The organism is Sphingomonas sp. SL1004, from assembly GCF_057815015.1.
Genome location: NZ_JBYMUX010000001.1, coordinates 1450976 through 1477086 on the forward strand (window position 1 = coordinate 1450976; position 26111 = coordinate 1477086).

Consider the following 26111-nt stretch of genomic DNA (forward strand, 5'->3'; position numbering starts at 1 on the left):
AAGGGCATCGGCGCCATGCTCGGCGGTGATGAATCGACCACATACCCAGGAATCTGGAATTTAAAGGCGGCCTTAACTCCGAGTCGCGTCAGCGTCCGCGGACGCGCAGCAGTACCGCGCCATGGCCGGGAACGGCGAACCGGGTACGCGATGCCGCCACGTCCGTGGCCGTCCAGACATTGCGCATCGCCGCGATCGTCATCAGGCCCGCGTCCGCCGGTCGCACGTCGATCGACGCCGCGGTCGTCGCGCGGTTGAACAGGGCAAGCGCGACCGTGCCGTCGGCAAGCTGTTTGGACCAGATCGTCGTATCGCCTTCGGTTCGCACGGCCTTGCCCTGGACGCCCGCGGGATCCTGATCGATCGCGATCACGCCAGGGTTTTCGAGCAATCGACGGGTCCTCGCATCCATTCGGCGGAGGTCATGTCCCATCATCAGCGGTGCCGCCGACATCGCCCACACCGTCATGTGCGTGACATATTCATCGCCGCTCATGCCGCCATTGCCGAGTTCGAGCATGTCGGGATCGTTCCAGCCGCCGGGACCGGCATGACCGAATTTCGGATTCCGATCGAAGCCGATATCCGCCATCGTCTGGTAGGTATCGGTGATGTCGCCGGTCGTGCGCCACAGGTGCCCGCCGACCGAGCGCCCCCAGGACGCGACGTCGAAGCGACCATATTCGCACAGCGAGTAGAGGATGCGGCGGCCGGTCGCGCGCAATGCCGCGCCCATTTCGGCATAGCTGCGTCGCACCGTATCGGCGTCGGCGTAGAACCATTCGCCCGAACACAGATCATATTTGAGGTAGTCGACGCCCCATGCGGCAAAGGTCTTCGCGTCCTGCGCGACATGGCCGTAGCTGCCCTCATACCCGGCGCAGGTTCGCGGGCCGGGCGAGCTGTAGAGGCCGAATTTCAGTCCGCGGGCATGGACGTATTCGGCCAGCGCCTTCATGTCCGGAAACTTCGCATTGGCGTGCAACACGCCGGCGGCATCGCGCTCCCCCTGCCAACCATCGTCGATGTTGACGAACCGGTAGCCGGCGTCGCGCAGGCCGGTGGAAATCATCGCATCCGCCATCGCCCGTACGGTCCGGTCGTCGATCCGGTCGGCGAAACTGTTCCAGCTGCTCCAGCCCATCGGCGGCGTCGGGGCGAGGCCATCCGACGCCAGCGCCGCGAACGGCGGCAGCGCGGCCAGCTGGAACGTCCGTGCGCGGCGGTCTGCGGCCGTACCCCGGCGCGCCGTCTGCACCACGTGCGATTCCCAGATCATGCCGTCGAGCGTGACGCCGTTCGGTCCGAGAGTAGCCGTCCAGCGGCGCGTCGGATTGGCGCGATCGTTGATGTTGCGCGTCGCAAAGCTCAGGCGGTTTCCGTCGATCCTCGGATCGATCATCGCGATCGGGCCATACCACTGCGTCGTCACCCGACCGGATAGCCCTGTTGTCGTGCGATCGATCTCCATCATCGTCACTCCAGGGTTGGCCGGCGCCTTGTCGAAAATCCACACGCCCTCCATCCCTGCCGTGGCAGTTGGCGACGGCGCCGCGCCCGACGCGGTGGCGGTGGCAGCCGTCAGGGCAAGGGCGAGCGTGGCAACCCAGTGGCGCATGGCAAAAGCTCCCGAAATTGCATGAAACGAAGGGCCGGCGCATGCGTGCGCCGGCGGCCCTAGGCGTTCGTCATCGGACCGCGGCCAGCGGCGCCGCGCGGCCCGCATCGCTCTTGCGCCGTCCATAGGCGAAGTAGATCGCGAGCCCGACGACGTTCCAGATCACGAAGCGTACCAGCGTCGCGGTCGGCAGGCTGGCGAGCAGGTAGAGGCATCCCGCCACGGTCAGCCCGCCGACCAGATAGGCGGCCGGGCAGCGGAACAGACGCGGGATGTCCGGTGCGGTCCGGCGCAGCACGATCAGGCAGATCCCAACCGAGATGAACGCGATCAGCGTGCCGGCATTCGCCAGTTCGGCGATCTCGTCGAGCCGGAAGAAGCCCGCAACCGCGGCGATCGTCAGCCCGGTGAGGAGCGTGATGATTGTCGGACCACCCGATCGGGGGCTGACCTTGGCCAGACCACGCGGCAACAGGCCGTCGCGCGCCATCACGAAGAAGATGCGGCTTTGCCCATACATCATCACCAAGATCACCGAGGGCAGCGCGATGACCGCGGCGAGCGCGATCAGCTGGGCGGCGAACGGCTGGCTCAGCTGGCGCAGCACGAGCGCGAGCGGCTCGGGCGAGTTGGCAAGCTGCGTGAACGGCAGGGCACCGATCGCGGTGATCGCCACCGCCATGTAGATGATGGTGCAGATTAGCATCGATCCGATGATACCGATGGTCAGATCGCGCTTGGGGTTCTTGGTTTCCTCGGCGGACGTCGCGACGGCATCGAAGCCGTAGAAGGCGAAGAACACGATCGCCGCCGCCGCCATCACCCCACGCTTGTGACCGCCGACCTCGGTCGAACCAAAGCCATAGGGCATGAAGGGATGCAGGTTGCCGCTTTTGAACGCGGGCAGCGCGTAGATCACGAAGATCGTCAGGGCGACGAGCTTGATGACGACGAGGACGATGTTGAGCGTGGCGCTCTGCCGCGTGCCCAGGATCAGCATGCCCATCACGGCGAGCGACACGAGCACCGCCGGCAGGTTTATGAGCCCTCCGCCATGCGGTCCGACGAGCAAGGCGGCAGGCAGGTGAATGCCCGCCGCCTGAATCCAGCCGACGAGATATCCCGACCAGCCCACCGCGACCGTCGAGCAGGCCAGCGAATATTCGAGGATCAGGCTCCATCCGACGATCCACGCAACGGTTTCGCCCAGCGCGGTGTAGCTGAAGGTATAGGCGCTGCCCGCCGCGGGGATCAGCGTCGCCATCTCGGTATAGGCGAGTGCCGCGCACCCGCAGACGATGCCGCAGACGACGAAAGCCAGGATCACCGCAGGCCCGGCGCGCTCCGCACCGACGCCGACGAGCGTATAGATGCCGGTGCCGACGATCGCGCCGACCCCCAGCGCGATCAGATGCGGCCAGCTGAGCGTCTTGGCCAAGCTATGCTGTTGAAGATGCGCCGGCGTTTCGAACGATTTTCGCGGTCCAAGCATGTACGCATCCCCTAAATAGTCGATCTCAGTCGGAGCCCGACGCGAACTGGCCACGCAGATCGAGCAGCGTCGATCGGATGTGGCTGGCCAGCAGCGTCGTCAGCCGAGCCTCGTCCCGTGCCAGCCAGGTATCGAGGAGTTCACGGTGTTCGAGGTGCGCGCGGTCCTCGCGCCCGGCGGGCTGAAGATGCGCGACGACATAGCGTTCGGCGAGAATCGCCAGCCGCTCGACCGTCTGGGTCGTCAGCAGGCGTCGGCCCGGCCGCACCAGCGCAGTGTGGAAGACGCGATTGGCAATGGCCACTTCGGCGAGCCGCTCGCCAGCGGCGCTGTCGAGCTCCTCGAATGCGGCCGTCGCGATCGCACGGTCATCGTCGTCGGCGACGGTCGAGGCATAGGCGGCTGCGTTCGGCTCTATGCTCAATCGCAGCGCGAAGATATCGTCGGCTTCGGCGGCAGACATCGGTCGGACCGCATAGCCGCGATTGGCGTGACTGGTGAGCAACCCCTCCTGCTCCAGCCGGGCCAGCGCCTCGCGCAACGGAATCTTGCTGACCCCGAGCTCGCTTGCCAGGGCATCCTGGCGGATCGGCGTATCGCCGACCAGCTTCCCCGTGACGATCTGTTCCCGGACGATCTCGAAGACCTGTTCTGACAATGTGCGGACGACGATGGCCATCAGCGGAAGGCTCCCATGCGAGGAACGTGGCCAAAACGACGGTGCCGGCTCACGTGACCTGAAAACCTTCCCAGAACGTATCGCTGCGATCAATCCAGATCGTATTGAAGCCCGTCGCGATCGCAGAGCCCTCGATCGACGGAATGATCGCCGGCATTTCGCCGAGCGTCGTTTCGGCCTCGACCCGGCCGACGAACCGGCTGCCGATATAGCTTTCGTGGACAAAGCGATCGCCGACCGAAAGGCGTCCGCCGTCGGCGAGATGCGCGAGCCGTGCGGAGGTGCCGGTGCCGCATGGCGAGCGATCGATCGCCTTGTCGCCGTAGAACACCGCGTTGCGACCGTCGGCGCCCCCATCCGCCCTGGCGCTGCGCGGCGCGTCGGCCCACAGGACGTGACTGACACCGCGGATGGTTGGATCCAGCGGATGCACCGGCTCGAACACGCCGCGCACCGCCTCGCGGACCCGACCGCTCAGGTCGATCAGCCGCGCCGCGCCGAGGTCGTCGAGCCCGGTGTAAGCGCCCTGCGGCTCGACGATCGCATAATAATTGCCGCCATAGGCGACGTCGATCGACAGCGGGCCGATGCCTGCAACGTCGATCTGGATATTCCGTGCCGCGACATAAGCGGGGACGTTGGTGATCCGTACCGCAGTCACCTTGTCGCCAAGCGTTTCGTAAACGACGTCGATCACGCCAGCCGGCACCTCGATCCGCAGCTTGCCCGGCACGGCGGGCTGGATCAGGCCGTGTTCCAGGCCGAAGGTGACCATGCCGATGGTCCCATGCCCGCACATCGGCAGGCAGCCGCTGGTCTCGATGAACAGGATGCCGATATCGGTATCGGGCCGGGTCGGCGGATACAGGAACCCGCCCGACATCATGTCGTGGCCCCGTGGCTCGAAACACAGGCCGGTACGGATCCAGTCGAACCGTGCCATGAAATCCTGGCGCCGCTCCGACATCGACGCCCCCTGGAGCAAGGGGGCCCCGCCCACGACGAGGCGGACGGGGTTACCGGCGGTGTGGCCGTCGATGCAGAAGAAGGTGTGACGCATCGCCCGAGGCTATCAGGCTGCGGCGGCGTGAGCGAGGTTGGGTGCGAGATTGGGCCGGGTAGCGGCGGCCTTCTCGACCATCGCGATCACCTCGGCACGACGCGCGCCGATCAGCGGATAGCGCGGCGGCAACACCCGCTCCGAACCGCGCCCCATCACCTGCTCGGCAAGTTTGATCGACTGGACCAGATCATGCTCGGCATCGAGATGCAGCAGCGGCATGAACCAGCGATAGATCTCCATCGCCTTGGCGTGATCGCCGCGCTGAAACGCGTTGACCAGCTCGACCGACTCCCGCGGGAACGCGTTGGTCAGGCCGGAGACCCACCCTTGCGCGCCCAGGTAAAGCCCCTCGAGCGCGACGTCGTCGAGCCCGGCGAACAGGACGTAGCGATCGCCGAACGCGGCGACCACGTCGGAGAAGCGACGTGTATCGGGCGCGGATTCCTTGACCGCGACGATGTTCTTCACGTCGACCAGCGCCGCGAGCACGTCGTTGTCGATCTGCGTGCGATAGGCAGGCGGATTGTTGTAGAGCATGATCGGCAGGCCGACGCCGTTGGCGACGCCCTTGAAATGCTCGACCAGCTCATGCGCCTTGGGGACGTAGACCATCGGCGGCAGCAGCATCAGGCCATCGGCACCGACCTTCTCCGCCGCCTGAGCGTACCGCAGGGCGCGACGGGTGTCGTATTCGGATACGCCGGTCACGACCGGCACGCGGCCAGCGACCGCCTCGACGATCGCGGTAAGGATCTCGACCTTCTCGTCGAACTCGAACGAGTTGTTCTCTCCGACCGTCCCGAGCGCGATGACACCGGTCACGCCGTCCCGGATAAGGTCGTCGACGACCCGCTGCGTATCGGCAAGATCGATCGACAGATCGTCACGAATCTGCGTCGTCACCGCTGGAAAAACGCCCTTCCATTCGACAGACATTCGTTCTCGACCTTTCTGCGGTTGCTTATATATACTGTATACGAAATTTTTATCGCGGTGCAACAGGAGAATGGCGTGCGATCGATCGCAATCGTTGGCGGCGGTATAGTGGGATTGAGCAGCGCGATCGCGCTGCTCGACAGCGGCCTTGCCGTGACCCTGTTCGATGGGGATCCGGAGCGTCGTGCCGCGTCCTGGGGTAATGCGGGGCACATCGCTGTCGAACAGGTCGAACCGCTCGCGTCGCCCGCCGCATTGAAATCAGTGCCGCGTCGGCTGTTCTCGGTGGGTGGTGCGCTGGCGCTGCCGCCTTCGATGGCCAAGCGGTGGCTGCCGTTTGCGGCGCGGCTCGTTGCCGCCTCGACGCCGGCACGGTTTGCGGCGGGAACCTCCGCACTGACGCCTTTGCTCGCCGCCGCGATGCCGGCGTGGCAGGATCTGGTCCGCAGCATCGGTCGGGACGATCTGCTGCGCGCCGACGGGCATGTCGTCATATGGGAAAGCGCAGCGACCGCCGCCGCCGGGCGCGCAAAATGGGCGCGGACCGCGATCGGTACTGCCAGGATCGACGATGCCGACGATGGGCTGTTGCAGCGGCTCGGCGGGATTGCGCGGTCGGTCGGGGGCGCGATCCGGTTCACGGGGAGCGGACAGATCGCCGATCTGGCAGCACTTGCCATAGCGCTGGAGGCGGCGGTGATCGCCCGCGGCGGCCGGATCGTGCGCGCGGCGGCCGAACTGGTGCGTGACGGCGACCGGATCCGGGTCGTCGGCCATGACGCCGATCTGGTGCTGGTGACGGCTGGGGTGCGGTCGCGAGCGCTGCTGGAGCCGCTCGGCTACACCGTGCCGATGATCGCCGAGCGCGGCTATCATATCCGCGCGCCTGTCCTGGCCCAAGGCAGCCCCGAGGGTTGGCCTGCCGACATGCCGCCCCTGGTGTTCGAGGATCGCGCGATGATCGTGACGCGCTATGCCGACACCGTGCAGGCAGCGAGCTTCGTCGAGCTGGGTGATCCGGATACCCCTGCCGATCCCCGCAAATGGCAGCGCCTGGAGCGGCACGTCGCCGAACTGGGGCTGCCGATCGCCGGGCCGTACAGCCGCTGGATGGGGTCGCGTCCCACTCTCCCCGATTATTTGCCGGCGATCGGTCGCTCGACCATCGACGCCAATCTGTTCTACGCGTTCGGACATCAGCATCTCGGCCTGACGCTGGCACCGATCACCGCGCGGATCGTCGCGGCGCTGGTTGCGGGCGACACGCCGCCGGTGCCGATCCCGGCCTTCTCGCTCTCCCGCTTCGCAATAAAAGGACGTCCTCAATGACCATCGGCGGATCGACCGCGACCGAACAGCTCGCAACGCTGGCGCCTTGGCCCGACCTTGCGCCGCGGATCACCCGCGACGAGCGTCTTGCCCGGCTCGACAAGGTCCGCGCGCTGACCGCGGCGGTGGGCGCCGATGCGCTTTTGATCGGCGCCGGGGACAGCCTGCTCTATTTCGCGGGCGTTCCCTGGGGTGCGACCGAGCGGCTGGTCGCGCTGCTGGTGCCCGTCGCGGGCGATCCCGTAATGATCTGTCCCCGGTTCGAACAGGGTTCGCTAGACGCCGCGCTGTTGGTGCCTGCCGAGCTGCGGCTCTGGGAAGAGGATGAGAGCCCGGCGGCGTTGGTCGCAGACGCGTTGCCCGCAGGCGCGCGGCTGCTGCTCGATCCGTTGCTGCCGTACGGCGTCGCAGCCGCGCTTGGCGACGTCGGCGGGCTGACGCTCGGCAATGGGGCGAGCGTGATCGATGGTTGCCGGATGATCAAGAGCGCGGCCGAGCTCGCGCTGCTCTCGCAGGCCAAGGCGATGACGATCGAGGTCCACCGCCGCGCCGCCCGGATCCTCGCGCCCGGCATCGCCGCCAGCGAAGTGATCCGCTTCATCGACGAAGCGCACCGTACGCTCGGATCGAGCGGATCCTATTTCTGCGCGGTCCAGTTCGGCCTTGCCACCGCCTTCCCGCACGGCCTGCCCGGCGACCAGTTGCTCGAGGAGGACCAGCTTGTGCTGATCGACACCGGCTGCCGCGTCGACGGCTATCATTCGGACATCACCCGCACCTATGCATTCGGCAAAGTCAGCGACGAGGAGCGCGCGATCTGGGACGTCGAGCACGCGGCCCAGGCCGCCGCCTTCGCCGCCGTCCGTCCTGGCGTATCGTGCGAAAGCGTCGATGCCGCGGCGCGCGCGGTGCTGGAGAAGGCCGGGCTCGGTCCCGATTACCGACTGCCCGGGTTGCCGCATCGCACCGGCCACGGCATCGGCCTTTCAATTCATGAGCCGGCGTATCTCGTGCGGGGTGATCGGACGCCGCTCGCGCCGGGCATGTGCTTTTCCAACGAACCGATGATCGTGGTGCCGGACCGGTTCGGGATCCGGCTGGAGGATCATTTCCACGTCACCGAGACGGGCGCGGCCTGGTTCACCGAGCCGCAGCCGTCGATCGATCGGCCGTTCGGTTAAGGTATCTTAAGCCGTTCCCCCCGCTTTGTGAGCTTGGTCTCTTCCTCTCCAAATTGGAGAGGAAGAGACGTCGAAGTCGGCGGTTGGTGAGGACGGGACGACGCGGTCAGTTGCAGGCCGGTGCCGGCGCTGCGTCGACCGGCCGCACCACCATCGGCTGGACACGAAGGCCGAGCGCTTCCCATTCCTGGACCGCGATCCCGGCATGCTCGCCCCCCACACCCGAGGCATCGAACACCGCACGCAGGCAGCGTGTGGCGACCGGCGCGAAGCTCGCCGCCTGGAAGCTGCCGACCGCGGTGCCGAAACCCTGCGGCTGCGCCACCGGTTTCCAGCCACCGTTCCAATATTCCAAGTGCCAGCGCGCTGGCGGGGCGATGCCGATCGCGGACCCGGCGGGCTGGTCCGCCCAGAACCATATCCGCGCGCCGTCGAGCGTCACCGGTTTGTCCCAGCGATATTCGATCCATTGCTGCGCCGGATTGCGCGGGCTCCAGCTGCCCCACATGTCGGGCGGCAGCGGGGCGGCCTTGGTGATGCCGTCGTTGAGCGACTTGATCCAATATTGCAGCGGGACCGGTTCGTTGGACGCCGCTGCGCTCGCCGATCGCGCCAGGTTGCGCGAGGGCAGCGGTGCCGGTTGCGCGCGCCGGGTCGGCGTCACCGGCAGGATCGCGGCGGGGCTGACGCTGTCGTCGAAGTGCATTTCGTCGAGCGCGACGCTGCGTCGGAAATGGCCACCGCCCACCGCATCGGCGGTGTGATAGGCGAGATACCAACGGCCCTTGAACTCGACCGCACCCGAATGCGAGGTCGTCGAGGACACTGGTTTCAATACCACGCCGCGATAGGTCCACGGCCCCATCGGTGACGGCGCGGTGCCATAGGCGATGCAGGCATGGTACACCGCAGGCGTGCAATCCGATCGCGGCCCGGCGCGATTGCCCGCGTAGAGCATGTAATAGGTGCCGTTGCGCTTCATGATCCACGGCGCCTCGAAGAAACCGGTCAACCCTTCGATCGGAACTTCAGGCCCTTTGGGCGTGATCATGTCGCGCTCGAGTTCCATCCCGCGCAACTGACCGAACGTGCCCCAATAGATATACACCCGGCCGTCGTCTTCGATCATCACCGTCGGGTCGATATTCTGGATCGCGTTGGCGATCGGCACGCGCTGCGAAATGATTGGGCCAGACGGATGCGCGTCGCGCCAAGGCCCGGTCGGGCTGTCCGCTACCGCGACGCCGATCGCGAAGCCGTCCTTGGCGTCGGTGTCCTTCTCCAGCACCGGCGCGTACAGGTACAGCTTCCCACTGGGACCGGCGACGATCTGCCCGGCATAGGCGCGGCCAGGCGCGGCCCAGGCGAACACCGCCTCCGGACGCGCGATCGCAGGGTAATGCGTCCAGTCGCCCAATTTGGGATCCTTGGTGGCGAGCAACTGCCACTCGTTCATGATGAAGTCGTTGACGTCCTTCGGCGCCTCGTCGCGCCCTGCAAGGATCCACAGAATATCGTCGATGACTACCGGCGCCGGGTCGGTCGAGTAATAGCGCCCGTCGGCAAGGATCGGGTTGCCGGGACTGTGCAGACGCTCGGCAACGGGCGCCTGCGCGGCGACCGCAACGCTCGGGATGGACATCACCGCCGCCGCCGCCAGCCAGCCGCTATTCCTCATCGGGATAAGGCCCCTTGCCGCCGGCTGCGATCAGCTGGTCGGTGCGGGCCTCGATCACCGGGACCGGCACCGAACCCATCTCCAGCATCGCATCGTGGAAGGCGCGGATATTGAACTTCGCGCCCAGCGCCGTCTGCGCCTTGGCCCGGGCGTGCTGGAAGGCGAGCTCGCCCATGTAATAGGACAGCGCCTGTCCCGGCCACGCGATGTAGCGATCCACCTCGGTCTCGATCTCGTGATCGGACAGCGCGGTATTGTCGTGGAGATAGGCCTGCGCCCGCTCGCGGCTCCAGCCCTTGGCGTGGATGCCGGTATCGACCACAAGCCGCGCCGCGCGCCAGGCCTGATAACTGAGATAGCCGAACAGGTCATACGGCGTCTCGTACATCCCCATGTCCTCGCCGAGCGCTTCGCAATACAGCGCCCAGCCCTCGCCATAGACCGACAGATAGGTGTCGCGGCGATACGCCGGCAGGTTGGTGTTCTCGGCGGCGAGGGGCATCTGGAAGGCGTGGCCCGGCGCGCTTTCGTGGAGCGTCAGCGCGATCTGCGAATAGAAGGGCCGCGACGGCAGGTTCCAGGTGTTGACCAGATAGATGCCGGGCCCACCGCGCCCACCGGTATAGAACGGCGCGATATCGGCGGGCACCGGCTTGATCGCGAACCGGCTGCGCGGAATGTGCCCGAACCACTGCGAGGCCTTGCCGTCGAACGTCTTGGCGATCCACGCCGCGCGGTAGAGCAGTTCGTTCGGAGTCTTGGGATAGAATTGCGGATCGGTCCGCAGATGGTTGAAGAACGCCTGCAGATCGCCCTTGAACTGGACCTGCTTCATCACCCCGTCCATCCGCGCGCGGATCTTGGCGACCTCGACCAGCCCCAAGGCGTGGATCTGGTCCGGGGTCAGGTCCTGCGTCGTGTATTCGGCGATCTTGGACTGATAATAGGCCTTGCCGTCTGGCAGGTCGTACGCCGCCAGTTCGGGGCGGGCATGCGGGATGTAGTCGGTCCGGAGAAACGCGAGCAGCTTGACATGCGCCGGCACCACCGCCTGTTCGATCGCAGCCTTGCCCTCGGCGGCGAGCGAGGCCTGATCGGCGGCGGGAATCGTCGAGGGGAAATTCTTGAACGGCGCGTAGAAGGGCGAATCCTCGGCGGTCTTGGCCTCGACGACCTGCGCCACGCCGATGTCGCGACCCTTCAGCGTGATCTGCGGCAGCGTGAAGCCGCGCGCCAGGCCGGCGCGCATGTTGGCGGTCTGCTGGTCGAAATAGCGCGGCACCTCGCGCATCATCGCGATGTAGTTGCGATAATCCTCGATACTGCGGAACGGGCTGCGCGACGATTCCGCGATGTCGCCCCAAAAGCTGGTATCGGCCGATAGCGGGCGTTCGTAATCGCGGTAGCGTTGGGCTGCGAGCAGCGCATCGATCTGCTGCTTGTAGACCGCGTAATTGACCCGGTTCGCGGCGCTGAGGCTCGCCAGCGGAATTGCGGCGAGCTGCTGAGACACCTGGGTCCAGCGCGCCAGCCGCTCGGCCTGGGCCTTGGGGCCTACGTCCGGAAGCCGAGCACGACCCTTGGGATTGTTCTCGTCGGGACCGGACTGGCTGCTGCGCCACGTATATTCCGCATTCGACAGCGCCTCGAACCGCTTGTCCGCCGAGAGCGGCCTGGTTGCAGCAGGCGCCGCGTCGGCCGCGATCGGGACAAGCGTCGTCGTCGCCAGTGCCAGGCCAAGGACCAGTTTCCGCATCGTCATGCTCCTTGGGGCAGTGCCATGATGTCTCGGTACAGCGCGGGCGCGATCACCACGCCCTCCGCCAAGCTGCGGTCGCGCGCGGCGTAGCGGCGCTGCGACGGCAGGCGCGCACCCTGCCCCTCGATCGCATCGAACATCGCCTCCGCGCGCGCCAGATGCTCGGTGACCGCATCGCCGAGGAAACCGGCGGGATCGATCGCGACGATCAGTTCACCGCCGATCGGCGATCCACCCCTGCCCCGGTCGGCAGCGATCGATTCCCGACTGGTCATGTCGCCGATCAGCGGCCCGGCGAGCAGTTCGACCATCGCCGCCAGTGCCGATCCCTTGTGCCCGCCGAACGTCCGCATCGCACCCGCCAACACCGCTTCGGCGTCGGTGGTGGACTGGCCGTTCGCGTCATAGCCCCAGTCGTCGGGCACCGGCTTGCCGGCGCGGCGATGCAGCTCGATCTCGCCGCGCGCCACCGCGCTGGTCGCGAAATCGAACACGAACGGATGTGCGCCTGGCCGCGGCCAGCCGAAGGCGATCGGGTTTGTGCCGAACACCGGCTCGGTGCCCCCCGCCGGCGCGACCCAGGCATGGCTGGGGGTGAAGGCGAGCGCGACCAGTCCCTCGCTCGCCAGCGCCTCGACCTCGGGCCACAAGGCTGCGAAATGGACGACGTTGTTGAGCGCCATCGCGGCGATCCCGTAGTTGCGCGCCTTCTCGGCAAGTAGACCCCGCCCCCGCTCGAACGCGAGCTGCGCGAAGCCTCCGCCGCCGTCGACCTTTACCAGAGCACGCGCCGGTTCGCTGACCACTGGCACGGCATCGGTGACGACGACACCGCGCGCGATGCTGTTGGCCGCGACCAGCAGCCGGTAGATGCCGTGGCTGGTGCAGCCGTCGCGCTCGCCCGCCACCATCGTCTCGGCAACCGCCACGGCATGATCGCGCGACAGCCCGGCGCCCAGCAACACCGCCCGCGCCAGCGTCCGAACCTCGTCGAGCGTCAGGCGAACGCCGCCCGCCTGATCTTCGCTCACGCGACGCTGCCGGGCTTGGCCGTGAACAGGCGAACCCCGAACACCGGACCCGCCGTCGAGCGATCGCGCGGCACGAAGCGCACCTTGATGCTCGCCTTACCCTTGGTAAGCCCGGTCGGCAGCGGATATTCGATGTCGAAGAACTTGCCCGGCTTGTCGGCTTCGAGATGCTGGGTGGTGATCTTGACGTTGTCGACCAGGATGTCGAAATCGCGGCCGCGCTCGTCGCCCCAATAGGTCGCCTGGAGCACCAGCGGTCCCGGCTTGGTCTTCATCGCGAATTCGATGAACCCGCCCGAGCGCGCATCGCGCCCGTTACGCCCGCGATAGCTGACCGGATAGGACAGCTCGGACGTCAGGCCGTGATCGCGTTCCGGCTGCATCTCGCCCAGGTGCATCACGTCCACCGACCGGCCCGCGATGTCGCGTGCCTTGGCCTGTTCGGCGACGAAGGCCGCTTCCTCGCTCTTCCACGCAGTCTCGGTGAAACGCTTGAAATACACCGCGCTGCGCCGCTCATACTGGCTATAGAACGGCACGAAGCCGAGGTCCGCGGGCCGGATCACCCCGCGCGTCGCATAGATGGCGCGCGTCGCGTCGGTCTGGGTGAAGTTGGCGAGCAGGTTTTCGCCGACCATCGCCGGATCGGCGCTGTCCCACTTGGTCTCGTTGGGCCCGAGATCGGCGGCCATCACCATCGGTCCGCGCAGCACGGCGATGGTAGTCTCGTCACCCGGCGTCGCCTCGATCCTCAGGTCGAGCGGCAGCGTGATCGCGACCATGTCGCCCTTCTTCCAGCGCCGGTCGACGATCGCATAGCCCTTGGCGATCACGGGCGTGAACGGCTGGCCGTTGACCGTCACCACTGCCTGCCCGTTCGCCCACGCCGGCACGCGCAACGCGATCGGGAAGCGCCCGGGCTTGGCGAGCGCCGTCAGCGTCAGCCGGGATTCGGGCTCGAACGGATAGCGCGTATCGAGAGTCAGGTCGGCGCCGCGCGTCTTCCACTTAGCATCCGACGGAATGTAGAGATTGACCAGCAGCGTGCCGTCTCCCTCCCAGAAGATCGCCTCGCCGTGCTTGGCATGGCTCTCCATGCCGGTCCCGACGCAACACCAGAACGCATCGTCGTCGGGCGTCGAATAGCCGCGATCGGCGCCGGTCATCAGCGGCGTCATATAGGTGAAGCCGGCGTTCTTCGGGTTCTGCGCGGCCATGATGTGGTTGAGGTGCGTGCGCTCGTAATAGTCGAAGAACGCGCCCTCCGGCTGCCAGCTATACAATTGCTGGGTCAGCTTCAGCATATTGTAGCTGTTGCAATGCTCGCAGGTCTGCTCGGTGATGTGGGCGGCGATCGTGTCCGGCTCGGAGAAATACTCGCGGTCCGCATTGCCGCCGATCACATAGCTGTGATGCTGGGTGACCGTATTCCAGAAATACCGCGCGGCATTGGCGGGCTCGGGCTTGCCGTTCAGCTCATGGATCCGCGCAAGGCCGATCAGCTTGGGCACCTGCGTATTGGCATGGAAATTGGCGAGCTTGTCCTGCCCGGTGACAAGCGGATCGAGCACCCGGCGATCGTAGATCCGCTCGGCGATGACGAGCCATTTGCGATCGTTCGTCCGCGCGTACAGTTCGGCGTAGCTTTCATTCAGGCCACCATATTCGCAACTCAGCAGCGTCTGCATCTGTTCGTCGTTCAACGCCGCGAACACCCGCGCGAAATAGTCGCCCAGCCCGGTCGCGACGGTGAGTGCCTGGGTGTTGCCCCATGCCGCGTGAACGTCGAGCAGGCCGGCGAACACCTTGTGTACCGTATAGAGCGGCGACCACGACCCGTTGAGATCGAACCCGCCGGACTTGATCTCGCCGCGCATCACTTCCGGGAAGATCTCCTCCCCATCGACGATCGTCCCGTCCTTACGCTTGCGGCCGAGCGCACCGACATAGCCAGTGCCGCGCTTTGCCTGCGCGCGCGCCAGTTCGGCGACGATATACTCGGCACGCGTCCGGCATTCGGCATCGCCGGTCTGCTCGTTCATCTTGACCAGCGCGGTCATATAATGGCCCAGCGTATGGCCGGCGATCGTGTCGCTCTCCCACCCGCCGTATAGCGGCGCCTTGGCGGGCAGGCCGGCATAGACCATGAAATTGTGCAGCAACCGGTCCGCGCTCAGCCGCAACAGATAGACGCGATTGACGTCGACCGCGGTCGCGTAGGCGGACGGGCGCAGCCGCACCGCCGTCAGCGGCAAGGGCTTCGCACGGGCAGGCAAGATCGCACCACCCGCGCCACGGGCGAACGCCCCTTCGCCCACCGGCAGCAGCGTTACCGCCGCGATACCCATCATCAATTCTCGGCGACTGGCCTGCATGTCGATCTCCATCCGGATATCGTATACTAAACTGAGATGTGAATGTTGCAAGCGTGCAAACAGAACGATCCAAGCCCAAAATCATATACTGTATAATTTCTATTGACGCTTCGCCGATCGTTCGTCAGTTTCCATGGCATCGTAGGGGGACAACAATGCAGGCGCATCATCCGGCAAGGCCACGCCATGCCGCATTCCTGCTGGGAAGCGCGCTTGCCGTCTTCACGTCGGGCGTACCAGCCACCGCGCAGATTGTCGCCAAGACTGTCGCCAAACCTGTCCTCGCGACCCCCGCGCCAAAGTCGATACTCGAGCGCTACGCCCTCGCCGATCGCTACCTGCGCGAGAACCTCGACAAGCTGATCGCAGACAGAGATCCCGGCGCGACCTTCGTTGCCGACGGTCGCGGCATCCTGCTTCACCGCAAGATAGCGGGCGAAACGACGATCCTGTTCCTCGACCCGGCGACCGGCGAGACTCGGACGGTCTCCACCTTTGCGGCTGTCGCTAGGCTGCTGACGCAGGCGATCGGCAAGCCGGTCAACGCGGAACGACCGGGCTTCGAACGGCTCGACTACGATCCGGCAACGCGGGTGATGACGTTCTCCGCGGGCGGCAAGCGCTGGACGCTCGACGGTGCGGGAACGCTGGCGGAGGCGAAGACCGGCGACGGTGACGGCACCGACGCGATCTCGCCCGATGGCCGGTTCCGGATCGTCTACCGCGCGTTCAATCTGGTGGCGATCGGCGTGAAGAGCGGGCGCGAAGTAATGCTGACGACCGACGGGACGCGGGAACAGCCCTATGGTCGCGGTATCGCGCCGCTTCCCGAAATCCTGAAACAGGGCACCGAGGACCCGGTCATGCCGGTGTCGGTGCGCTGGTCGCCCGACAGCCGCCGGATCATCACTTGGCGACTCGATACGCGCGGCGTGCATCCCATGACGGTGACGCAGGAAAATCCCCCGGGCAGCTTCTACCCGCGAAGCTTCTCGTACATCTACCCGCTCGCCGGCGCGGAGAAACTGCCGCAGGCCACGCGGATGGTGATCGACGTCGAACAGGCGCTGCGCCGTCGCAAGGCGCGGGTCGTGCCGCTCGACATACCGAGCGAGTCACTCCTCTATCCCGCCGATCCGGACATGGAATGGGTCGGCAACACGCCGCGGATCAGCTGGACGGAGCGCGGCTATAAACAGATCGTCGTCTATCAGGCCGACCCGGACACCGGCGCGACGCACGTCGTCGCACGGGAGGCGATCAAGCCCGTGGTCACCGTCACCTCGAGCGCATTGATGAGCGCGCCGGACATGGGCGGCGAACTGTCGATCTCCGAACGCAGCGGCTGGGCGCAGCTTTATCTGGTACGTCCGGACGATCCCGACGGCGGCATCCCGCTGACCCGCGGTGCATGGGAAGTGCTGTCGGTCGATCATGTCGCCAAGGACGCGCACAGCCTGCTGATCACCGGGGTCGGTCGCGAACATGATCGCAATCCCTATTACCGCGCGCTGTACCGCGTGACTCTCGATGGCACCCAGCCCGTGCTGCTCACGCCCGAGCCGATCGATCACGATACCAAGGTGTCGGACGACGGACGCTGGATCCTCGACCGGATGTCGAGCCCGACCGTGCCGACCCGAACCGTGCTCCGCGACGGCGCCGACGGGCACATCGTCTCCGAACTGGCGCGTGCCGATCCGACTGCCTTGTTCGCAAGCGGATTTACCGCACCCGAACCGTTCCGCGGCGTCGCCGCCGATGGCACGACACCACTCTACGGCATGATCCTGCGCCCTGCGAACTTTAATCCCGCGCGGCATTATCCCGTGATCGACAACGTCTATACCGGGCCGACCACCACCGACGTCCCGACCACCTGGGACGACGCAGTCATGGCCGGCGGCAACAGCGTCGCGCAGATCGGTGCGATCGTCGTGATGATCGACGGCCGTGGCACCTCGCGCCGCGGCCAGGCATTCCGCCTTCCCGCCTTTCAGAATCTTGGCGAGGTCGGTCTCGACGATCATATCGCAATGATCCGCCAGATGGCCGCCCGCTATCCCTATATGGATACCGACCGGGTCGGCGTGTTCGGCGGGTCGGCAGGCGGATACGACGCCGCGCGGTTCATCCTGCGCCGGCCGAACTTCTTCAAGGTGGCGGTCGCGTCCTCGGGCAATCACGATCTGCGGCTGGACAAGGCGTGGTGGCCGGAAGTGTCGATGGGCACCGCCGACACCGCGACCTGGGACCGGAATTCGAACATGTCGGTCGCGGCCAATCTGCAGGGCAAGCTGCTGCTGATCCACGGCGACATCGACGACAATGTGCCCGTCACCGAGAGCTTCCGGCTCGCCCAGGCGCTGATTCAGGCAAAGCGCGACGTCGATATCGTCGTGCTGCCCAACACCACGCACGCGGTCTACCAGCCGTTCTTCTGGCGCAAGCTGCGCGATTATTTCACCCGCAACCTGCTGGACGAGGCGACGCCGGCCTTGTTGCCGTTATCCCCTTCGCCGCCGCCGGGCACGCCCGCCGAGCCACCGCGCGATGCGCCGCCGACCGCCTCCGCTGCCATTGCGCCCGCTGCCGCGGCACCCGCCACTCCGATACGATGAGCCCCGCCATGACTCGCTTCCGCAGCCTGACCGCCGCCGCCCTTCTCCTCGCCGGTACGTCGCTGGCGATCCCCACGCTCGAAGCCGCGCAGGCGCAGGAGCAGCAGCCGGCGAAGCGGGTCTATCCGCCGATCGCGGAAACGCCGATCCGTACGCCCAGCTTCGATCTGGCACTGCGGTCGGACACGCAGACGCTGTCGCGGCTCTCCCCCACCGGCGACGCGACGTTCGATTTCACCCCCGGCGCGCGCGAAGCGGAGCGGGCCGGCGACGGCTATGTCCATATCGGCGACATCAACCTGCGGCTGCGCACGCCCGGCGGCGCCTGGACCGATTTCGCCTCCGCGCACCGGCGCCAGCCGATCCGGCTCCTGCCCGTCGGCGGCTCGGTGCTGGCCGCGGCCGATATCACCGCGTCGCTCGGGGCCAGCCCGATAAAGGTCGAGCGGCGCTGGATCGACGATCACGGCGTGCTCGCGCTGCGCTTCACGCTGACCAATACCGGCACGCAGCCTGTCGAGATCGGCGGCCTCGGGCTGCCGATGATCTTCGACAACATCATCTCCGATCGTGACCTGGAACAGGCGCACGCGCAGGCGAGCTTCGTCGATCCCTATATCGGCCGCGACGCCGGCTATCTCCAGGTCGCGCGGCTGAACGGCAAGGGCCCTGCCCTGCTGGTGTTCCCCGAAAAGGGCACGCCGCTGGAGGCCTATCGCCCGATCATGGAGGCGCGCGGCCCCCGCGACACCGACGTCTTCACCGACCGCAGCCCGCGCGGCCAGACGTCCGAAGGGTTTTACGACTGGACGATCGCCAGCAAGGGCTTTGCCGATAAGGAATGGGCAAAGGCCGGCGACCAGTGGAACACGCCGACCAGCTTCACGATGGCACCGGGCAAGAGCCGCACGATCGGCGTGCGTTTCGTCACGTCGCCGTCGATCGCAGCGATCGAAGACACGCTGGTCGCCAACAAGCGCCCGGTGGCGGTCGGCATTCCCGGCTATGTGGTGCCGACCGACCAGGACGCATCGCTGTTCCTGCGCAGCCCGCAACGCATCGCCAAGGTCCAGAGCCTGCCGGCAGGCGCGCTGACCGCGACCAAAGTGGCGGGCGCCAAGGGCTGGGCACGCTATGCGGTACGCAGCAGCGGATGGGGCCGCGCGAGCCTGTCGATCACCTATGCCGATAGCAGCGTGCAGACCGTCAGCTATTTCATCACCAAGCCGCTCGACCAGGCGATGGCGGACCTCGGCCGGTTCTCCACGACGCAGCAATGGTATGAGAACAAGTCCGACCCGTTCGGCCGCAACCCCGCGATCCTCACCTATGACCGTGAAGCCGGCAAGATCGTCACCCAGGATCCACGTGTATGGATCTCGGGCATGAGCGACGAGGGCGGCGGCGGCAGCTGGGTCGCGGCTATGGCCAAGCAGCTCGACAATCCCGACCCGGCCGAGGTCGCGAAGCTCCAGCGCCTGGTCGACGAGACCGTCGAAGGCCGCCTTCAGGTGCCGGACGGCGAGCATGCCGGCGCGGTGCGGAAAAGCATCTTCTATTACGATCCGGCCGAACATCCCGGCTATTACGATCCCGCCACCAACTGGAGGAGCTGGACGTCTTGGTCGAAGAAGGACGCCGGCGACCTCGGCCGCGCGTACAATTACCCGCATGTCGCGATCGGCCACTGGGTGCTGTACCGCGTCGCGCGCAACCATCCCGGCATGGTCACCGCGCATCCGTGGCGTTGGTATCTCGACCACGCCTATCAGACCACCGTCGCGATGATGCGCGATGCGCCCTATTATACGCAGTTCGGGCTGATGGAGGGCGACGTGTTCGTCGACATCCTGAAGGACCTGAAGCGCGAAGGGCTGACCACCGAGGCGACCGAGATGGAGCGCCTGATGAAGGGCCGCGCGGATCACTGGCGCACGCTGACCTATCCGTTCGGCAGCGAGATGGCGTGGGATTCGACAGGCCAACCCGAGGTCTATGCCTGGATGCGCTATTTCGGCTACCAGCCCCAGGCCGACGAGACCAAGCAGGTGATCCTGGCCTATGATCCGGCGATCCCGAGCTGGGGCTATAACGGCAATGCCCGCCGCTATTGGGATTTCCTGTACGGCGGCAAATATCCGCGGATCGAGCGACAGATCCACCATTACGGATCCGCGCTGAACGCCGTGCCACTGCTCGATGCCTATCGCGCCGACCCGTCGGACCTGCGGTTGTTGCGGATCGCATACGGCGGCGTGATGGGCGGGATCACCAACATCGACCAGCAGGGCTTCTCGTCCGCGGCGTTCCACTCCGCGCCCGACATGATGAAATGGGATCCGTACAGCGGCGATTACGGGATGGGCTTCTACGGCCACGCCGTCACCGCCGCGAGCTATCTGGTCAAGGATCCGACATTCGGCTGGCTGGGCTTTGGCGGAAACGTGAACCAGACTTCCGGTACCGTCGTGAAAATCGCGCCGAAGGACGGCGCGCGCAGCCGCCTGTTCGTCGCCCCTGCCGGTCTGTGGATCACGCTGACCGCGGGCAAGATCGCCAACGCTGCCTACGACACGGCCACGGGAAGCGTCACGCTGAAGCTGGATCCGGCATCGTCGACGACGCCGGCGGCGCGGATCACGCTGGAAACGACGACATCGGGCGGACGCGCCTACACGCTCCTGGGCAGCGCCTTGGAGCGAGGTGAATACACTGTTCCCCTGTCCGCCGATGTGAAGAAGGTCCGCCTTCAGCCGCGCTAAGAGCGGCGGCCGGCTCGCGTTTTGGCAACGGCAAGTGTTAGTCCTAGACTGAGCACGAGCCGGTGCAGGACTGGTGACCGAAACATGGGGGTATCGGAATGCGCTACCGTCTCGTTGGCATTTTGGGCGTGATTTCGACGATCGCCGTCCTCGGTCTGTTTGTCGTACACCGGACGGATACGGACCAGCGCTCCGAACAAACGCCCATGATCAGGACGGTCGACTGGCCCTATACGAACGGTAGCAGGCGCGCGAAATCACCCGTCGACATAGCTTCGCTCACTCCTGCCATGCCGTCGCCGGCCGCGACCGCGTCCCCGTCCCCGTCCCCGCCGATTTTGAAAGTCGATGCATTTCTCGACGGGGTCGTCGACGAAAATCCGGCAGTCGTCTTCGACCGAGCGCCATCCTATCTGTACCGAAAGCTACGCGCCGAGGAAAAGGACAAGGACTGGTCGGTCAGGACGGAGCAGGCGTTGATGAGCCAACTCAGGGCCATTCCCTATCTGGACAAGGAGACCCGCGTGATCTGCGGATCCACGCTGTGCGAAATTGCCGGAATCCTTGATCCTTCCGCGTCCCTCGCCAACACCAATTATGCTATGGCCAAATTACAGAGACCCGAATTGCTGACGTCTGGCGGCCAGGACAGCTTCGATCCGGTCAAGCTGTCCGTGGCATTCGGGATTTCCAAAAGCCACCCGTCTGCCAGTACGTTCGTGCGCTACGCGTTTCGCAAGGCCCGCGGCGACGCGTCAGGATATTAGCGTCATCAGCCAGTTGCCTGACGCTGCCCTGTAACATGAGCATCGCCAAGCGGCGCGGCGCTACTCCCCTGGCGATGCTGCCGCATTCCAGTTCGGCACCTCCGCCCCTGCCAAATTCCGGACGAAGAACCCGAACTGCCGCCGCGCGACATAGTCGATCGGTCCGGTCGACCGCCCGACGCTGTGCTCGGCACCGGGCACCACCAGCAGTTCGAAATCCTTGTTCGCGCGGATCAGTGCGTCGGCGACCTGCATGGTCGAGGCGGGGTCGACGTTGCTGTCCTGCTCGCCGACGATCATCAGCAGCTTGCCCGTCAGTTGCGCGGCATGATCGACGCCGGAAGCTGCAGCATAGCTCGCATCGACCGGCCAGCCGAGCCATTGTTCGTTCCAGCTGATCTTGTCCATGCGGTTGTCGTAGCACCCGGCATAGGCCACCCCCACCTTGTAGAAATCGCCGTGGAACAGCAGCGCGTTCAACGTGCTCTGGCCGCCTGCCGACGCGCCGTAGATGCCGACCCGGCCGATATCGTAGGACGGATCCTTCGCCGCCAGCGCGCGGTGCCACGCGATGCGGTCGGGGAAGCCGGAGTCGGCGAGGTTCTTCCACGCGACGTCCTGGAATGCCTTCGATCGGTTGGCGGTACCCATCCCGTCGATCTGCACGACGATGAAGCCGAGGTCGGCCTGCTCCTGCATGCCGATCGCCTTGTCGCCGCCGGAATGATAGCCGAACGGCCAATATTGCTTGGGGACGAAGCTGTCGTGCGGACCGGCATAGATGTTCTCGATCACCGGATAGCGCTTGCGCGGGTCGTAGTCGCGCGGGCGGACGACGACGCCCCAGATGTCGGTCTTGCCGTCGCGGCCTTTGGCGACGAACGCTTCGGGCGCTCGGAACCCGGCCGCCCGAAGCGCGTTATCATCGCCCTTGGTGATCGTCGCGATCATTGCACCGTCGCTCGCCCGGTGCAGTTCGCTGATCGTCGGCAGGTCGATCCGCGAATAGGTGTCGACGTATAGCGCCCCGTCTGGGGAGAAGCGCACGTCGTGATCGGCCTTGGCCGGGGTCAGTGCGGTCAGGTGCCGGCCGTCGAAATCGATCCGGTAGACGTGTCGGAAATACGGGTCCTCGCCCGCGTTCATGCCGCTCGCGGAGAAAATGATCTGGCGCTTGGCATCGTCGACGTCGATGACGTCGCGCACCACCCAGGCCCCGGTCGTGATCCGATTTTTGACCTTCCCAGTGCGACCGTCGAACAGATACAGATGGTTCCAGCCATCGCGCTCTGACGCCCAGACGATCTCGTTGCCATCGCTGCCGACGTCGTGTGCGTAGCGGCGATCGGCATAGACGAACGTCTTCGCATCCTCGGTCACCGCGGCATGCGCGGCGCCGGTCTCGGCATCGACCGCGACGATCCGCGCCTGCCCGAAACCGCGCCGGACATAATCGAACGCGACACTTCGCCCATCGCTACGCCAGCGAGGTGCGGAGAGTTCGTACGGGTTGGGGAACAACGCTTCGTCGATTATCATCTGACGCCGCATCACGACGTCGAACAGCACCGGCTGCTCGCGGTCGATCGCATCGCCGGGCTTGGGATAAAGCTGGCTCTGCAGCTTTGGCTGAAGCTGGTCGCGCGGCGACGATTCTACGCGCAGCACGCGCCGTTGATAGCCCGGCTGGACCCGGTAGATCATGATATGCCGGCTGTCGGGCGACCAGCGCAGCGTCTCCGGATCGTAGAAATCACCCGCCGTCCCATCGACGCTGAGCGGAACGACGGCCGCATCGCCGGTCTTGCGCACGACCAGGTTGTCGCCCTGCACGAACGCGGTCCATTTGCCGTCCGGCGAAACCTTCGGCGTATTGTCGGCAGGCACCGACATGTCGCGTACCACGCCAAAGCCGCGCGGTCGGCTGCGATCGACGGCGGCCTCGCAGTGATAGGCGACGATCCCGCACTGCCAGCGTGTCTCCTCGAACGTGAAGACGATCGCCTTGCCGTCGTCCGCATAGTCGAAATCGGCGAACGGCAGGCGCATCGGATCGACCGCGACCTGCCCCGCATCGCGCAACGCGCGCGCCAGCAGTACCGTGTCGAACGCCGAGGCCTTGGCGAGCGTCTGCGCGTCCACCGTCTCGAACGCGAATCCGCCCACCACCGTCTTGCGATACGAGAAGCGCCGCCCGTCCGGAGTCCAGTGCGCGGGCCACGCCACGTCGCGCGTCAGATCCTGCCATGCCGCGCGCAACCCGATCGAGCGCCGGAATGTGGCTTCGTCTGGTGCGGCGTGTGCAGCCGACGCACACAACGCCGACGTACATAACACTGCCAGCGCGAGTGCCCGCGACGAACGACGTACCATCATCAGATTTCCTTGGTCATGCCGATCAACGGCAACATCGCCGGTGCCAAACCCTCGCCACGAGCCTCCAGCCGGATCGCCCCGCCGCGCTCACCGGCCTGGACGATCGCCATGCAAAGGCCGTTGAATGCGGACCGTGAGGTCGCATGATCCGGCTCCAGGCTGCGCGGATCGCCATTGCCGACGCCCAGCAGCCGTGCGTCGCCGGACAGTGCGAACGTCACCCGGTTGGCGGCGGTCGCCATCTCGCGGCGTTTCGCATCGAGGATCGCCACGCGGACCACGGCGACCTCGCCCGGTGCCAGTTCGCGCCGATCGCTGGTCAGCCCGATCCGTGCCGGCGCCCCGGTCGTCTCGCGCGCCGCCGTCATGATGCGCTCGCCGTCGCGATAGCCATGAACGGTGATCCGTCCCGGCGCATAGGCGACCTGCCATTCGAGATGCCGATTGCGCACCACGTTCTGCCGGCCGAGACTTCGTCCGTTCAGGAACAGCTCGACCGCATCGCAGTTGCTGTGCACCCATACCGAGACCAGCTGGCCCTCGCGCCCCGCCCAGTTCCAGTGCGGAAACAGGTGCAGTACCGGCTCGCCGCTCCACCAGGCGCGGTAATAATGGTAATTGTCCTTCGGGAAGCCGCACAGGTCCATCTGGCCGAAGTTCGAGACGTTCTCCGGCCAGCGCTCGAACGGGGTCGGCTCGCCACGATAGTCGAACCCCGTCCAGACGAAGCCGCCGGACAGGAACGGCCGCGCGTCGTAGAAACTCCACCAGGTCTCCGCGGTCGTCGCCCATTTGGGAAACTCGCGATCGTACGCGGATACGAAGCCGGCCTTATCGTCGTGCGCATACTCGCCGCGGGTCATCACCGTGCTGCCCGTCTCGGTGCCGACCATCGGCATGTCGGGATGCGCGGCGTGGTACGGATCGATCGCGTCGAGGTAGTAATTGCACCCCATCACGTCGAGCACGCGCGACGCCCCCTCCCCGAACTTGCCGTTGAACGCCTCCGTCACCGGCCGCGTCCCGTCGAGTTCGTACACCTTGCGCTTCATTGTCTCGGCGATCCGCGCACCGGTTTCGGTGCCGCGGTGGATTTCCTCGTTGCCGATGCTCCACAGGACGATACTCGGATGATTGCGCCCCTGCCGCACCATGCGCTCGAGCTGCCCCAACCCTTCCGCATTGCTCGACATCTGCCGCGTTTCGTCCATCAACAGGATGCCCATCCGGTCGCATGCGTCGAGGATCGCGGGCGATGGCGAATGATGCGTCGAGCGATAGGCGTTGCTCCCCATCGCCTTCAGCTGCTCCAGCCGCCAGACATGCAGGCTGTCGGGCACCGCGAAGCCGACGCCGGCGTGATCCTGATGGTTGCAGGTACCCTTGATCTTGACCGGCCTGCCGTTGAGGAAAAAGCCGCGTGTCGCGTCGAACCGGATCGTGCGGATGCCGAACCGGCACGTGTCGCGATCGACCGCGACGCCGTCGATCAACAGCTCGCTGACCAACGTATAGAGATGCGGCGTTTCCAGGCCCCACAGCGCAGGCGTGGCGATATGCGTGTGTTGCGCCGCGGTCGTCTCGGTCCACGCCGCGACGTCGAGCGGCTCGGCGAGCAGCATCGCGACCTCTTTTCCGGCGGGATCGATCACCGTCGACCGGACTTGCACCACACAGGCATCGCCGCTGTTCGCAATTTCAGTCGCGATGCTGACCCGTGCACCGGTCGCATCGATCGAACATCGTACGGTCGCGCCCCATCGCCTGATATGCGCTGGGGCGGTCTTGACCAGTCGAACGTCGCGGTAGAGCCCGGCACCCTCGTACGACCACGCCTCGCCCAAGCTGACGTCGCAGCGGACGACGAGGATATTGTCCTCGCCGGGCTTGGCAAAATCGGTCACGTCGATCTCGAACGGCGCATAGCCGCTTTCGTTCGATCCGACGACGAAGCCGTTGAGGATCACGATGCAATCGCGCGCCACGCCGTCGAACTCCAGCATCAGCCGCCGCCCCGCATCCGCCTTGTCCAGCGGGATTACCCGTCGATACCAGCCGATACTGGTCGCGGGCCACATCCGCCCGACCGGCTTGAACCCCTGGAACGATCCAGTGCGATCCGCCTCGCTGCCGGCGGGGCCGGATTGCGCGAAAGGGAGGTCGACCGCCCAGTCGTGCGGGAGGGTCACCGCCTGCCAGCCAGCGTCGTCAAACGTCGGCTCGGCGACCGGCGTTCCAACGTCGCCCGATTTGCCGTATGTGTCGTGCGACCGGCCGAACCCGAAATCCTTGTTCGGATCGCTCGCATGGCCGAGATGAAACCGCCATCCCGTGCCAAGTGGCATAATCTCACGTGGATTGGTCAAAACCGAGAGCGGGTTTGGGGCTGCCGTAATAGGCGCAGCGGACGCGATCGCGGCCAGCGCCGTCACGCCACCCGCCTT

General features: G+C 66.0%; 16 protein-coding genes. 5 read left to right on the plus strand and 11 right to left on the minus strand.

Annotated elements, in window-relative coordinates; all coding sequences use genetic code 11:
- Positions 1–88 precede the first annotated feature (88 nt).
- The 5 genes from AC3D24_RS06465 to AC3D24_RS06485 all read right to left on the minus strand — a co-directional run bounded on the left by AC3D24_RS06465 (position 89) and on the right by AC3D24_RS06485 (position 5788).
- Entirely contained in the window at positions 89–1618 is a 1530-nt protein-coding gene (locus AC3D24_RS06465) for a glycoside hydrolase family 27 protein (RefSeq protein ID WP_489029193.1), read from the minus strand.
- 70 nt (positions 1619–1688) lie between these two features.
- Positions 1689–3110 (minus strand): amino acid permease, encoded by a 1422-nt coding sequence (locus AC3D24_RS06470; protein WP_489029195.1) that lies wholly within the window; start codon positions 3108–3110, stop codon positions 1689–1691.
- A 25-nt stretch (positions 3111–3135) separates the two neighbouring features.
- The gene (locus AC3D24_RS06475) at positions 3136–3789 is read right to left on the minus strand and encodes a GntR family transcriptional regulator (RefSeq protein WP_489029197.1); all 654 of its coding nucleotides are present in this window, start codon (positions 3787–3789) and stop codon (positions 3136–3138) included.
- Between the two features lie 49 nt (positions 3790–3838).
- Positions 3839–4849, minus strand: coding sequence for a 4-hydroxyproline epimerase (locus AC3D24_RS06480; RefSeq protein WP_489029199.1), 1011 nt, complete (start codon positions 4847–4849; stop codon positions 3839–3841).
- A gap of 12 nt (positions 4850–4861) precedes the next feature.
- On the minus strand, positions 4862–5788 hold the full coding sequence (locus tag AC3D24_RS06485) for a dihydrodipicolinate synthase family protein (protein WP_489029201.1): 927 nt from the start codon (positions 5786–5788) through the stop codon (positions 4862–4864).
- Positions 5789–5863: 75 nt separating this feature from the next.
- Between AC3D24_RS06485 and AC3D24_RS06490 the strand changes: the two genes are divergently transcribed.
- Positions 5864–7117, plus strand: coding sequence for an NAD(P)/FAD-dependent oxidoreductase (locus AC3D24_RS06490; protein WP_489029203.1), 1254 nt, complete (start codon positions 5864–5866; stop codon positions 7115–7117).
- The gene (locus tag AC3D24_RS06495) at positions 7114–8298 is read left to right on the plus strand and encodes a M24 family metallopeptidase (protein WP_489029205.1); all 1185 of its coding nucleotides are present in this window, start codon (positions 7114–7116) and stop codon (positions 8296–8298) included. Before AC3D24_RS06490 ends, AC3D24_RS06495 begins: the two co-directional genes overlap by 4 nt.
- A gap of 106 nt (positions 8299–8404) precedes the next feature.
- Here the strand turns inward: AC3D24_RS06495 and AC3D24_RS06500 are convergent, their stop codons facing one another.
- Genes AC3D24_RS06500 through AC3D24_RS06515 form a run of 4 tightly spaced genes read right to left on the minus strand, consistent with a single transcriptional unit; the run spans position 8405 to position 15153 of the window.
- The gene (locus AC3D24_RS06500) at positions 8405–9976 is read right to left on the minus strand and encodes a family 43 glycosylhydrolase (protein ID WP_489029206.1); all 1572 of its coding nucleotides are present in this window, start codon (positions 9974–9976) and stop codon (positions 8405–8407) included.
- Positions 9966–11732: a DUF885 domain-containing protein gene (locus AC3D24_RS06505; RefSeq protein WP_489029207.1), complete on the minus strand. Its 1767-nt coding sequence runs from the start codon at positions 11730–11732 to the stop codon at positions 9966–9968. Before AC3D24_RS06505 ends, AC3D24_RS06500 begins: the two co-directional genes overlap by 11 nt.
- A gap of 2 nt (positions 11733–11734) precedes the next feature.
- Entirely contained in the window at positions 11735–12766 is a 1032-nt protein-coding gene (locus AC3D24_RS06510; RefSeq protein ID WP_489029209.1) for an Ldh family oxidoreductase, read from the minus strand.
- Positions 12763–15153: a beta-L-arabinofuranosidase domain-containing protein gene (locus tag AC3D24_RS06515; RefSeq protein ID WP_489029211.1), complete on the minus strand. Its 2391-nt coding sequence runs from the start codon at positions 15151–15153 to the stop codon at positions 12763–12765. Before AC3D24_RS06515 ends, AC3D24_RS06510 begins: the two co-directional genes overlap by 4 nt.
- 143 nt (positions 15154–15296) lie before the next feature.
- Here AC3D24_RS06515 and AC3D24_RS06520 point away from each other — a divergent pair, with 143 nt between their 5' ends.
- The 3 genes from AC3D24_RS06520 (at position 15297) to AC3D24_RS06530 (ending at position 21291) form a co-directional block, all read left to right on the plus strand.
- On the plus strand, positions 15297–17762 hold the full coding sequence (locus AC3D24_RS06520) for a S9 family peptidase (RefSeq protein ID WP_489029212.1): 2466 nt from the start codon (positions 15297–15299) through the stop codon (positions 17760–17762).
- Between the two features lie 8 nt (positions 17763–17770).
- Positions 17771–20524 (plus strand): DUF5695 domain-containing protein, encoded by a 2754-nt coding sequence (locus AC3D24_RS06525; RefSeq protein ID WP_489029213.1) that lies wholly within the window; start codon positions 17771–17773, stop codon positions 20522–20524.
- Between the two features lie 98 nt (positions 20525–20622).
- A complete protein-coding gene (locus AC3D24_RS06530; protein ID WP_489029215.1) occupies positions 20623–21291 on the plus strand; it encodes a hypothetical protein in 669 nt (222 codons plus the stop codon).
- A 60-nt stretch (positions 21292–21351) separates the two neighbouring features.
- Here the strand turns inward: AC3D24_RS06530 and AC3D24_RS06535 are convergent, their stop codons facing one another.
- Positions 21352–23667, minus strand: coding sequence for a DPP IV N-terminal domain-containing protein (locus AC3D24_RS06535; RefSeq protein WP_489029217.1), 2316 nt, complete (start codon positions 23665–23667; stop codon positions 21352–21354).
- Entirely contained in the window at positions 23667–26099 is a 2433-nt protein-coding gene (galA, locus tag AC3D24_RS06540; protein ID WP_489029218.1) for a beta-galactosidase GalA, read from the minus strand. The genes AC3D24_RS06535 and galA overlap by 1 nt, the downstream gene beginning before the upstream one ends.
- Between the last annotated feature and the right edge of the window lie 12 nt (positions 26100–26111).